Origin of the sequence: Psychrobacter lutiphocae DSM 21542 (genome assembly GCF_000382145.1) — a bacterium.
Taxonomy (GTDB): Bacteria; Pseudomonadota; Gammaproteobacteria; order Pseudomonadales; family Moraxellaceae; genus Psychrobacter; species Psychrobacter lutiphocae.
Window position 1 is genome coordinate 1 of the sequence record NZ_KB907642.1, and the last position, 12,222, is coordinate 12,222.

Below are 12,222 nucleotides of genomic sequence, written 5' to 3' on the forward strand. Positions count from 1 at the left end.
TATGCCTTCGGCGTCATAACGGTTGAGCCAATTGTATACGCTTTGAATGTTGGTGTCGGTTATTTGTGCGATGTCTTTGGCTATTCTGCCATCACTTTTTAGCAGTATAATGTGACAACGTTTTCGATAACTGGCTGTTTTTCCGTGTTTATACCCGTGGTCTAGTGCTTTACGCTCGGCATCGGTTAGTTCTATTTGTCTTATCTTCATGATGGCTTTTTATGTCTGTTATGGAAAATTGCTATTATAATGTATTTCTGTTCGATTACTTAGACGCAATAAAATTGTTAGTCGTCAGCTGAATATCTAGTCACTTAGGCGTTGTCGTTTAAAAACTCTACCAAAGCCGGCACATTCTCCCTTGCACTACGCCCAGCACCGATAATAGTCGCTGAAGCAGGGCTGACCCAATCGCCATAGCCAAATAACCACAAACGAGGCTCTTTAACCGCTTGCCCCTGCTTATTTAATATGGTTCCGTCATCTTCTATCACATCCAGCGGTGCTAGGTGCTCAAGTTCAGGATGAAAGCCAGTACACCAAATAATCGCATCGATGGATTCCTTAGTACCATCTTGCCATACTACGCCTTGCTTAGGGCGTGTCTTCATTTGGAACTTTATAATTTATGGACTAAAAATAGCTATATTTCCGCCAAACTGTGTCTAATTTCTAGTTAATATATCTATATTAACTGCGTAATTATCCTTGTTTGACAAAAATCTATCAAATTTTTAGCCACATAATCCAATTGAAGACACGCCCTAGTTAAACGCTGAAACATAGGCTGAGTAGTGAGCAAGCCTTTATCTCGTGCAGCTTTAACCAGCGGCATCATCACGATATTGCCTTTGGGCGCTTGCTGTGCATTGTCTTCGCCTTGAGTATCGCCACTACTAGCGTTTTGAACACGCTTGGTGGCTCTTTCGAATAAGACACGACCGTCAACATCATCGGGCAAAAATTGTGGTTCTTCTCGTGTTACCCAACTGGCATCTGCCACTTGTACCAACTCTGCAAATATCTGTGCGCCTGAGTTACCCGCACCAACCACCAAGACACGTTTGTCTTTATAGTTTTCAATGCCTGCATAATGAGCGGAGTGGATTTGTTCACCTTGGAATGTTTGTCGTCCTTCAATCTCTGGAATATAAGGATTGCTCCAAATGCTAGTGGCACTAACGACTGTTCTAGCAAGCCACGTAATTTTACCATCGCTTACTCTTAAGCAGTCGTTTTCATCATCACGCTCGACGCTTTGTACGTCATAGGGTCGATAGATAGGTAACTTATAATGTTTTTCGTAGGTGTCTAAATAGGTTAAGACGTCATCAAGATAGGGGCTGTCTTGGTCTTTAACGGCGGTCATCATTTTGCCCGGTAATGAACTGACTGTGGCTGGCGAGAACAGTCGTAAAGATGGCCAAAAGTGTTGCCAAGCGCCACCGCTTCGAGGCTGATTGTCAAGGATAATAAAGTCGAGGTTAGCTTGTTTTAAATTGGCACGTCTTAGATAGTAACCCACCGCCAAGCCTGCTTGACCACCACCGATGATGATGACGTCGAATATTTTGGTGGTTGGTTTTGAGGTCATAGTCTTCCTTTTTCTTGTTACTTGTATCTTCTTTTGTAGAATTAGGAGCTGATACTGATATGTTAATGTTCTGCCCATCTGTTCAGGTGTATTTTCTTCATACGTACAGCACACATATACTGTTATATTAAAATAAATTAGAGTTGTGACTCACAAACATTATGAATGAGAGCCTTTATTTTTTAATAAAAGCTTTCATCCTAATTTAAATACTTATTTACAACTTAAATTTTTACCCACAGAGGTAATGGGAAGTTAGAACTAAACGGATAAGTTACAGTCTTATCTCTTGTTTGGTGCTTTTGCCTTGTTACTAGTTCCTCCAGCAACTTATCACTAAAATAATCTACTGACTTACCCTTACTATTCGTATATTTAGGCGTCCTTTTGAATCTATTCATCATCCGATTGTATAGTTTCTCATCTAAACTAGTTTCAGAATCTACATCACCTTGATGAGCTTCTAGGTTACCCCATTCTTCAAACAAAGCGTTACGTCTCGTATCTAGTTCCAAGGGTATATTATTTAAATCTTGAATAACTTTTATGCTTTGCTCAGCTGTATTTAGATCCTTGTTCACATTAACTCTGCGTAACAAGTTGGTATATAAAAAGCCTAAAGGCTGACCCTGGTATAAGCAGTACTTCATAACAAGAAAGACTTGCAAGTTTTTCTCACTTGCCTTCTTTGGATTTATAAAACCATTTAGTGCTCTATCATATAGGTTAATACCTCCAATATGTGTATCATAAATACCTCTATGATTTTCTATATCGAAACTTAGCAAGTGAGCGATTAACCTAGGTATTTGGTTAGAGCGCACGAATAAGCCTACACTATTTTGGGTATACCACTCACTTATCGCTTTTAAGGCGCTACTTGCATCATGTCTAAAAATATCTTTAATATATTCATTTTCCTTCTTTGAGATCAGTAATTCTGACTTAAGCGCTATTTCATCGAATAAGGGCTTTAATAAACCTAAATGCATAATATCTTTAAGCTGTGCCTTATTAAGAGTCACAGTAATATCTGAAGCATCTTCGTTTATTGCATAGAACCCACTGGTGTTTTTGTTTTCTTTATTTATATTTAAAGCCGTAAAGTTAAAGACATTTTTAGCCCACGCACCTATACCAAGTATCATCTCGCCACTAAAATCATCTTTTCTACCAACAATCAGTTCCTCATAGAAATTACTGATTATCTCTTTTCGTCTGTCTTCCGTATTAACTAATTTTTTTAGAATATCTAAGTGCTGTCTTATGTATTGCTCGTCTGTTAACTCTTGATTTGACTTGTTAGTTAATAGTTGTTCAGGAGGCTCGTAGCTCCATTCAGACATATCCTTCTCAATGAGATATCTAATAAAGTTATAAAAATCTTGTTTGACATCTGGATTGCCATAGCTTGACGCAAGCTGTAGCAAACCTACTAAATCCTTAAGAGACTTGTACATAGCATAATAGCTATACTGCATCTCTTTAGTAGTTGATGAGAATGCAATTCCATTTTTTTCAATTTCATCGCGAATTATTTCTTTTTTAGTTTTACTTTGCTGTGCGTAAATTATTTTTTGATCGTCTTTATCATCAAATAGTACTTCTAAAACCTTATTACTACCACTGTTGCTTTCGACCTTATCTATAACCGTCTGATAGATATCTTCTAAACCCCCTAATAACTTTTTCTTCTTTAACTCATCCATCAGGCTGATCAGTTTAATTCTTTGTCTAAAGTTTATTGCATCAGCCCCATCCCCTTTTCCCAAATATTGTCTGCGAGAATAAAGAGCTAAAAGCAATACTTGCTCCCAAACCATTTTCCAAACATTGTTCACCTGAACCTCTAAGTCATCAAGGTTCAACCCTACAATTGAATCAATACTACTTTTCTCAGCATGCATAGCCATCTCCTGTTTACATTTAATAACAAAATAATTTGTTAATTTTTCACTGATATTTTCAACCCATTATATCAAGATCATTGTTAATTTGCATCACTATTATTAATATAAAAAATGATTATATTACACATATATCAAATTAATTTTAATAAAAGGTGAGTCAAAAATATTAAATTTTAAATTATCATACCTTATATTTATATAAATGCTAATCAGTTATTTTTAAAAAATATTTTTGCGTATAAATTAGTTGTTGACTTAGATAGCGATGATACGCTAATATTTAATCACTGACAAGCAAGTCAGTTAAACCAACTTAAAATTAAAGGTTATTAATATGGAAAAATTTTTAAAGGCAATAGCTATTGTTGTTATAGAAGAGACTGTTCGAGTGGTTGTGGAAGAGTTAAGAGACTAATTGATAATCTGAGGTGCGACATGAAAGAAACTATTAAAGAAATTACAGTTTTTATCTTTAATGATATTGGTAGACCTTTCTCAAACGATCTATGGAGATAAAAATATTGAATATAAACATCCACAACTAAGGACTAGGTTCATATATATCCTTAGTAAGCACTAAACTAAGGAGTCTATAATGAAATGTACTAAGTTAATTAAAATGGTAGAAAAAAAAGGGTGGGTTTTAGATCGTATTAAAGGTAGTCACTACCACTTTAAACACCCCAAAATAGGGGGGCTGTTAACCATCCCTTTTCATAGTTCTAAAGAGGTAAGCCCTGGTGTCTTACGTTCGATATCAAAGTTGGTAGGAGTTCGTATTTAAATTCAAAGTCAAATGTTGATTTTGATTCTTATACTTATACTTACAGTGCATCACTACTTTTACGCAACTTAAAGTATGAAGTGAGCTTAAGTGCTTGTAAGTATTCATTGTAGATGATGAAAATTAAATTAATAATCGGAGGTTTTTTTATGAGTATTTTTGGTGATGTTTTTGGCGGTTTAGCGTATGAATTAAGCTTTATAGCAGAAGACGTAGGTATTTTTGCAAGTAAGGCAGTTGATACAGCTAAAGATCATCCTATTGCAAGTACGGCTATAGCTACGGCAGCGACAGGTGGGTTATCTTTTGTAGCTGCTCCTGCAATAGCAACGGCAGCTGGTGGGGCAGGTTTATTAGGCGCAGCTAGTACAGGAACAGCTATTAGCAGCTTGTCAGGTGCTGCTGCAACTAGTGCCTCTTTAGCAGCTCTTGGTGGTGGTTCTGTAGCTTCTGGTGGGCTTGGCATGGCTGGTGGGTCAGCTGTTATAACTGGAACGGGGGCTTTAGGAGGTGCAGCAACCAGCACTGCTATAACTAAAGGTAAGCAATAGTAAAAAACTATCTCACATGAGATTTAACATTTAATAAAAGGAGTCGACTAATGGCAGCTTCAAAAGAAACTTATGAAAAAGTAATCGAGCATAATATGCAAAAAGGTGATAAAGAGTGGGCTAAAGCTAAGAATGGCGAGGGAGGCAAGCATTACCATAATGCTAAAAAATCCTATAATACTGCCGAAAAAGCGAGAAAAGCTCTCGATGAACTAGATAAATAGTCTGATGGGCATAATTAATTGTACGCGTAAAAAACGTATTATTTTATTCATTAAATAACATTATTAAGCGCCCAGTTTCGCATAACAGACATTACGTTAAATGACTTTCGTTTAAAGTGTTTTAAGCTGTTTTGCATAAAAAAAGCCCCCATTTGGGTAATGCCAGTCAGTTAACGCTGACTGGTATTTTTTTTGGGATACTTCTGTGGTTTACCCTTAACCACCCTAGGGCAAGATCGCTTTCTGCGTTCAGGAATAACAAACAACTTCCCCTCCTCTAAAAGTGCATCTAACAATTTAGGGAAGAGACCTGCAGCCTGTAAAGGCGCAAACCGTAACAGATCAACAATCGTAATAGACGCCATGTGAAAGCTAATTCGTAGAGGGCTAACCTTAGCTCTAACTGCCATATAGCGCATCAAACGTCTTATTAGATTATAAGCAATCATAAGCCCCCAGAACTCTTGTAACACAAGCTGTGGCAGCTTACTTCTTAATAATAGCCCCTGCTGTAAATCAGACTTAATTTCTCGATACGCCATCTCGATCTCCCAGCGCTGCAAGTACAGCTGTGCCACTTTATCCTTAGTAAAGCGTTTATCATCTATTAAAGAGGTTATGTATCGTCTTGTCTTACCCTCATCACTACACTCAATTAATCGAGCTTGCCACGTATCGGGTAGGTTTGGGTTTTTCTTTTGGGCCTGAGGAGATACTGGCATTTGTATCAAGTAGTCCCCTTCACTAAAGGTTTTAATCACACTGTAACGCAGATTATCTTTAGCCCGCATCAGCCAGTGGCTATTTGGATGGGCTTGTTGCCAACTAATCAGTAGGTCTGCTGAGAAATAGGCTCTATCAAAGAGCGTAATGCTGTTGTCTTGAACGTTTAACTGACGCGCTAAGGTGATTTCTCCTTGACCCATATCTCCAAGAGTTGTGTCAATGATCTCATGTGTGTCAGTATTGATAAGGCATACCGAACGCATTTGTGGATAAGGCGCCTCTTTGGTCCTACCTTTGCTTGAGCTAAAGTGCTGAAGGTTTTCATCAGTATAGGGTAATGAGTATACGACTCCATCTACGGCTTGGACGCTAAGTCCCATGAAGTCTTGTTGCTGGGCTAGTGATTCTGTTTGGTAGTGAGCACTTAGTTGATGAAATAGTTGCTTTAGAGGTTCATGCCCGAGGCGTTGTCTTGCTTGTACCACAGCACTGGGTACGCAGGCCTGTGAATCTAGATTAAGCCGCATTTGCTCTGTGATATACCAGATGGAACGGTTTCGATATAAGGCTGTACCTATGACTAGCCAAACAACGTGTTCGGCAGGTAGCTTCCGCCTTCTAATGCTCGCTTTGCCGGTATATTCTAAGGCCTGCTGTATCCAGTCAGGGTCTATTAATTCACTAAATTGTTCTAGGGTGTCTGGGATCCTTTTATGCGTCTCATTAATAGCTTCTTGTAGTCTCATAGTAAAATAGCCCATCTACTTATTAGATGGGCTATTTTATTACTTTTATTGAGTTTTTGCCTTAACTGACTGGCATTACCCCATTTGGGGGCTTTTTCTAATTCAAAATCATATTAAAAGTTTACGACGCTTTCTCCAGCATCGGCTTCAAAAACTGACCCGTAAACGAGTCTTTATTCTCAGCCACTTGCTCAGGCGTGCCCTCAGCGATAATCATACCGCCGTTTTTACCACCTTCAGGTCCCAAATCAACAATCCAGTCCGCAGTCTTAATCACATCAAGGTTATGCTCAATCACCACAATAGTGTTGCCCTTATCACGTAAGGTATGCAGGATGTTGAGTAGTTTGTAGATATCATGGAAATGAAGACCTGTGGTCGGCTCATCCAAGATATACAGCGTCTGACCAGTATCACGCTTGGCAAGCTCACGAGCCAGCTTGACACGCTGAGCTTCACCACCAGATAGGGTAGGCGCAGACTGACCTAGGCGAATATAGCTTAAGCCCACATCCATCAAGGCTTGCAGGCGACGATGAATCGGAGGAATGGCAGAGAAAAACTCAGTGGCGTCTTCTACCGTCATGTCGAGTACATCGGCAATGCTCTTGCCTTTGTAGTGAATCTCAAGGGTCTCACGGTTATAGCGCTTGCCATGACAGCTGTCACAAGGCACGTACATATCGGGTAAGAAGTGCATCTCAACCTTAATCAGGCCATCACCTTGACAGGTCTCACAGCGACCGCCTTTGACGTTAAAGCTAAAGCGACCCGCCTTGTAACCACGGGCTTTTGCCTCTGGTGTTTGTGAGAACAAATCACGGATTGGGGTGAATACGCCTGTGTATGTCGCAGGGTTTGAGCGTGGGGTACGGCCAATCGGGCTTTGGTCGATATCAACCATTTTGTCTAAGTATTCAAGCCCTGTGATGCTGTCATATTTGTCAGGGATTAGGGTTGACGCATTATTGAGCTGAGTCGCTGCCAATGGCATCAAGGTGCGGTTAATCAAGGTAGATTTACCAGATCCAGACACCCCTGTGATACAAGTAAAAGTCCCAATAGGTAGGGTTAAGTCGACATCTTGAAGGTTATTGCCATTGGCGCCTTTAAGCTCAATCTGCATTGGCACAATCTTTTTGGGTTTGGGCTTAGCGTTTTTTGCGGCCTTCTTCGCGGCAGCAGCTTTGGCTTTACCCATCGGCATAATACGTACTTTTTCAGGCGGATTATTCAGGTCGATGGTTTTGGCTTTATGACGGGTCTTTGGAATGGCAATTTCTCTTTTGCCAGACAGGTATTGACCAGTCAAAGACTCCTCAACCTTCATAATATCTTGCATCGTACCTTGCGCAATCACGTGACCGCCATGCACGCCAGCACCAACACCGATATCAATTACGTGGTCAGCCTGACGAATCGCATCTTCATCGTGCTCAACCACGAGCACCGTATTACCCAAGTCACGCAGGCGAGTTAGGGTTTGGAGTAATCTATCATTATCACGTTGATGCAGACCAATTGACGGCTCATCAAGTACATACATCACGCCCATAAGCCCTGCACCGATTTGGCTGGCAAGACGGATACGCTGGGCTTCACCGCCTGATAAGGTTTCGGCAGAGCGGGCAAGGTTTAAGTAATCAAGACCGACACTGACTAAGAAATTAAGACGCTCGTTGATTTCCTTAAAAATCTTTTCACTGATTTCACCTTTAGCGCCACTCATTTGTAAGTCTTTATAATAGTCGGCAGCATCCCCAATTGACATTTGCACGATATCAGCAATGCCTTTGCCATCGACACGTACGTTACGGGCAATCTCATTGAGACGAGCACCGTCACAGACGTTACAGGTAGTATCTGCCAGATATTTGGCAAGCTCATCACGCACATAGTTGCTTTGGGTCTTGGCATAACGGCGCTCAAGATAGGGCAGGATACCCTCAAATGGGGTGGTCTTTTTAGTTTTACGTCCACGCTCATCGGTGAAGTTAAATTGGATTTTTTCTTTACCCGAGCCATTTAAAATAATATCACGATGTTTTTTGTCAATCTCTTGCCAAGGTATATCCATATCGATAGCGTAATGCTTAGCAACTGTTGTCAATAAACCAAAGTAGTAGGCATGGCGTCTGTCCCAACCATTTATCGCCCCTTGATTTAGTGATTTTTCAGGATTGGTTATCAGCTTTTCAGCAGAGAAGTATTGACGCTTACCCAGACCATCACAGGCAGGACACGCCCCATACGGATTGTTAAAACTAAACAGACGTGGTTCAAGCTCTGACACCGCTCTATCACAGATCGGGCATGAGTGCTTGGCGGATAATATTTGATCATCACTGTCTTTATTCGACGCATCTGGGTTTGGATTGCCATCCATATAATGCAAAATAGCCAAGTCACTGCCTAAGCGTAGGGCAGTTTCCAAACTTTCAGCAACTCGGTTACCTAAGTCATCACGCACCTTGAAGCGGTCAACCACCACCTCAATGGTATGTTTTTTATTCTTCTCCAGTGTCGGTATCTCGTCCATATCATACACATGACCATCGATACGCACCCGTACAAAGCCTTGCCCGACCAGCTGCTCAAGTAACACCACATGCTCACCTTTGCGATCACGAATCACAGGCGCCAAGATCATCAGCTTAGTGCCTTCTGGCAACGCCATGATTTCATCGACCATTTCGGTAATGGTTTGTGCCACCATCGGCTCATTATGAACAGGGCAATATGGCGTACCAACACGTGCATACAGCAGGCGCAGATAGTCATAAATCTCGGTAATAGTGCCCACTGTTGAGCGTGGGTTGTGGTTGGTCGACTTTTGTTCAATGGCAATCGCAGGCGACAAACCTTCAATACTATCGACCTCCGGCTTATCCATCTGTGACAAAAACTGACGAGCATACGCCGACAAGCTTTCCACATAGCGACGTTGACCTTCAGCATACAAGGTATCAAACGCCAATGATGACTTACCTGAGCCTGATAAACCAGTAATAACCACGAACTTATCACGTGGAATATCTAGGTCAATATTTTTCAAATTATGGGTGCGAGCACCGCGAATCTTGATGTGTTCATGTGCCATATACAGTACAAAACCTATGCGATAGATGAGATAAAATAAAAACAAAAAAATCTGTCAGTCATCCTGTTTATGGGTCTTAATTTCCCAAAATTCAAGAGGCGAATGAGAACCAAACCAACAATCTCTAACAAACAAAAACAACAAAAAACTAGCCTCAACATCTGGAATACTACCACCCTACAAAATATGCGTCTTCACCTCCCAAGTTTTTATCCACAGTGGCGCGCGCTTCGTCCCTCAGCGAAAAGCAAAAGCTAAGCGCATAAACCTGCTCAATCTATTATAATAGGCAAAATCTTGCGAACAAGGAACACTATGAATGGTATTGAAAAACGCGCCATAGCAGGTATTGGTGGTATTTTTGCACTGCGCATGATCGGGCTATTTATGATTGTGCCCGTATTTTCCGTTTATGGTCATGATTATGCTCATGCCACCCCGTTTTTGATAGGTTTGGCGATTGGTGTGTATGGATTGGGGCAGGCTATTTTTCAGATACCCATGAGCCTCGCTGCTGACAAATTCCCTCGTAAACCGATGATTTTTTTGGGATTATTATTATTCGCACTCGGTGGCGTAGTGGCAGCAACGGCAGATAGTATTTATCAAGTGATTATTGGGCGTGCGCTGGCAGGCAGTGGTGCCGTCTCTGCGGTATTAATGGCACTGCTAGCGGATGTGACTCGTGAGCAAGTCCGCACCAAAGCGATGGCGATGATGGGATTAACCATTGCCACCTCGATTATGCTGTCGTTTGCGTTAGGGCCTATGATGGTCGCCAGTCTTGGTATGTCAGGGTTGTTTTGGTTGACCGCCGCCTTTGCTCTAGCAGCCATGCTATTACTTATGCTGGTGCCTACCCCGTTGCGAGTCTTGAAGCACAACCTAGCCAACCAGTCGATAGGACAGCAGCTAAAATACATCTTACGCATCAGTGACCTAAATCGCTTACATATCGGTATATTTGCACTGCATCTAACCCTGACCGCCATCTTTGTCATCGTACCTCAGCAGCTTTCTGAGGTATTAGGATTAACGGTGCGTCAGCAGGGTATGGTCTATTTACCCTTGTTATTTATTGGATTTGCCATCGCCATTCCGTTTATCATTATTGCCGAAAAGAAGCAAAAAATGCGTCAAGTATTTTTAGCAGCGGTTGCCTTAATGGTGGCGGCACTACTCAGTTTGATAGTGGGCAGCGAATATGGCATTGGTTTAGTTGTGGGATTGGGGTTGTATTTTATTGGCTTTAACTTATTAGAGGCGACCATTCCTTCTTGGATATCCAAAAAAGCCCCTGTTGCCAATAAAGCCACAGCAATGGGTCTTAACTCATCGAGTCAGTTTTTGGGCGCATTTTTTGGCGGTGCCTTAGGTGGTATTTTGTTAAACCATACATCCATGCTATCGTGGGGTGTGCTTGCGGGTATCATGGCGCTGGCATTAGGGTTTATTTTGCCGATTACGCAGCCCCCTTATTTGACCAGCACCACCTTAGCCATTCCTGAGCAGGCGGACATTCAAGACTGGTCACAGCAAGTCATGAGTCTTGAAGGGGTAGATGAGGTGGTGGTGATGCCAAAAGATGGCGTGGCTTATTTGAAGCTTAACAAATTAATGCTTACCAAAAATTCACGACAATTGCTGTCGCAGCTGACAGAAACTAAGCTAGATATTTAATCAAAAACTAGGTAAAGTGATTAAGTACCCCACCCTTAACTCATAAAGATTCGATGTAGGCTTCGGCTGATAGCCCAGCTAAATATACTTGTTTGTAAAAATGCCAAGCTAAAGCCATAGCCTACACCAAGAGTTGCGAGTGAAGTATTAGGTGCCCTAGGGCATGCCTTAGTCATATACAATAGTCATATACAATTTTTATAACATAAAAAGGAAATCTTATGCGTGGAGTTAATAAGGTCATTATTGTTGGTAACTTAGGAGCTGATCCTGAGAGCCGTCAATTTAGTAACGGTGGTAGCGTAACAAATATCTCGGTAGCCACCTCAGAGCAGTGGACAGACAAGCAGACTGGCGAAAAGCGTGAAGCGACAGAGTGGCATCGTATTGTGTTATTCAATCGTTTGGGCGAGATTGCCGCTCAGTACTTGCGCAAAGGCAGCAAGGTATACATTGAAGGTAGCCTACGTACTCGCAAGTGGCAAGATCAAAACGGTCAAGATCGTTACATCACTGAAATTCGTGCGGATCAAATGCAGATGTTAGACAGTGTTGGTAGCAATCAAAATGCGCCAGGTAGCTTCCATCAACAAAATCAGGGCGGACTTCAAGGTCAGCCAGGCAGCTATGGTGGTCAAGGTGCACCACAAGGTGGCATGGCAGCATCTGCGAATACGCCAAACCAAAATACTTTTGCCCAAAACTCACCAGCTCAACAACCACAGCAACCACAAGCCCCAGCGTTCAATAATCAAACGTCAGTGCCAGCAGGTGGCATGACAGATACGCCTAAGGATGATGATATTCCGTTTTAAAAGATGCTTTATCTATTACTAATTACCTAGAACCTAGAACCTAGAACTATAAAGACCCCGCCAAATAGCGGGGTCTTTGCCGTGCTAGCATA

The 12,222-nt window shown here is 41.6% G+C and carries 11 protein-coding genes; 5 read left to right on the plus strand and 6 right to left on the minus strand.

Annotated features, from left to right (window positions below):
- From H140_RS0108645 to H140_RS0108655, 4 genes are all read right to left on the minus strand, one after another.
- Positions 1-210: helix-turn-helix domain-containing protein (locus H140_RS0108645; protein WP_019673262.1), on the minus strand; the 210-nt coding region annotated here is incomplete at its 3' end.
- Positions 211-314: 104 nt separating this feature from the next.
- Positions 315-611 carry a hypothetical protein gene (locus H140_RS14315; RefSeq protein ID WP_019673263.1) on the minus strand — a complete coding sequence of 99 codons (297 nt, stop codon included), beginning with the start codon at positions 609-611 and terminating at the stop codon, positions 315-317.
- Positions 612-685: 74 nt separating this feature from the next.
- Positions 686-1,594 carry an NAD(P)-binding domain-containing protein gene (locus H140_RS14320; protein WP_019673264.1) on the minus strand — a complete coding sequence of 303 codons (909 nt, stop codon included), beginning with the start codon at positions 1,592-1,594 and terminating at the stop codon, positions 686-688.
- A 224-nt stretch (positions 1,595-1,818) separates the two neighbouring features.
- Entirely contained in the window at positions 1,819-3,501 is a 1,683-nt protein-coding gene (locus H140_RS0108655; RefSeq protein ID WP_019673265.1) for a hypothetical protein, read from the minus strand.
- A gap of 622 nt (positions 3,502-4,123) precedes the next feature.
- Here H140_RS0108655 and H140_RS0108665 point away from each other — a divergent pair.
- The 3 genes from H140_RS0108665 to H140_RS15890 all read left to right on the plus strand — a co-directional run bounded on the left by H140_RS0108665 (position 4,124) and on the right by H140_RS15890 (position 5,063).
- Positions 4,124-4,288, plus strand: a complete 165-nt coding sequence (locus H140_RS0108665) for a type II toxin-antitoxin system HicA family toxin (protein WP_228127167.1) — start codon at positions 4,124-4,126, stop codon at positions 4,286-4,288.
- Positions 4,289-4,437: 149 nt separating this feature from the next.
- Positions 4,438-4,839, plus strand: a complete 402-nt coding sequence (locus tag H140_RS16125) for a hypothetical protein (RefSeq protein ID WP_019673267.1) — start codon at positions 4,438-4,440, stop codon at positions 4,837-4,839.
- Positions 4,840-4,889: 50 nt separating this feature from the next.
- Positions 4,890-5,063 carry a hypothetical protein gene (locus H140_RS15890; RefSeq protein ID WP_019673268.1) on the plus strand — a complete coding sequence of 58 codons (174 nt, stop codon included), beginning with the start codon at positions 4,890-4,892 and terminating at the stop codon, positions 5,061-5,063.
- Positions 5,064-5,233: 170 nt separating this feature from the next.
- On the opposite strand, the gene H140_RS0108680 is transcribed toward H140_RS15890, so the two are convergent.
- Positions 5,234-6,535 carry an IS4 family transposase gene (locus H140_RS0108680; RefSeq protein ID WP_019673269.1) on the minus strand — a complete coding sequence of 434 codons (1,302 nt, stop codon included), beginning with the start codon at positions 6,533-6,535 and terminating at the stop codon, positions 5,234-5,236.
- A 121-nt stretch (positions 6,536-6,656) separates the two neighbouring features.
- Positions 6,657-9,635, minus strand: coding sequence for an excinuclease ABC subunit UvrA (gene uvrA / locus H140_RS0108685; protein WP_019673270.1), 2,979 nt, complete (start codon positions 9,633-9,635; stop codon positions 6,657-6,659).
- A 315-nt stretch (positions 9,636-9,950) separates the two neighbouring features.
- On the opposite strand from uvrA, the gene H140_RS0108690 reads away from it, so the two are divergent.
- Together H140_RS0108690 and ssb are read left to right on the plus strand one after the other, a co-directional pair.
- Positions 9,951-11,315, plus strand: a complete 1,365-nt coding sequence (locus tag H140_RS0108690) for an MFS transporter (RefSeq protein ID WP_019673271.1) — start codon at positions 9,951-9,953, stop codon at positions 11,313-11,315.
- A 221-nt stretch (positions 11,316-11,536) separates the two neighbouring features.
- Entirely contained in the window at positions 11,537-12,130 is a 594-nt protein-coding gene (gene ssb / locus H140_RS0108695) for a single-stranded DNA-binding protein (RefSeq protein ID WP_019673272.1), read from the plus strand.
- Positions 12,131-12,222 lie beyond the last annotated feature (92 nt).

Excerpts from the sequence above, each read along its gene's own strand:
- H140_RS14315 (WP_019673263.1), bottom strand. The coding sequence starts at position 611 with ATGAAGACACGCCCTAAGCAAGGCGTAGTATGGCAAGATGGTACTAAG.
- H140_RS14320 (WP_019673264.1), bottom strand. The coding sequence starts at position 1,594 with ATGACCTCAAAACCAACCACCAAAATATTCGACGTCATCATCATCGGT.
- H140_RS0108655 (WP_019673265.1), bottom strand. The coding sequence starts at position 3,501 with ATGCATGCTGAGAAAAGTAGTATTGATTCAATTGTAGGGTTGAACCTT.
- H140_RS0108665 (WP_228127167.1), top strand. The coding sequence starts at position 4,124 with ATGGTAGAAAAAAAAGGGTGGGTTTTAGATCGTATTAAAGGTAGTCAC.
- H140_RS16125 (WP_019673267.1), top strand. The coding sequence starts at position 4,438 with ATGAGTATTTTTGGTGATGTTTTTGGCGGTTTAGCGTATGAATTAAGC.
- H140_RS15890 (WP_019673268.1), top strand. The coding sequence starts at position 4,890 with ATGGCAGCTTCAAAAGAAACTTATGAAAAAGTAATCGAGCATAATATG.
- H140_RS0108680 (WP_019673269.1), bottom strand. The coding sequence starts at position 6,535 with ATGAGACTACAAGAAGCTATTAATGAGACGCATAAAAGGATCCCAGAC.
- uvrA (WP_019673270.1), bottom strand. The coding sequence starts at position 9,635 with ATGGCACATGAACACATCAAGATTCGCGGTGCTCGCACCCATAATTTG.
- H140_RS0108690 (WP_019673271.1), top strand. The coding sequence starts at position 9,951 with ATGAATGGTATTGAAAAACGCGCCATAGCAGGTATTGGTGGTATTTTT.
- ssb (WP_019673272.1), top strand. The coding sequence starts at position 11,537 with ATGCGTGGAGTTAATAAGGTCATTATTGTTGGTAACTTAGGAGCTGAT.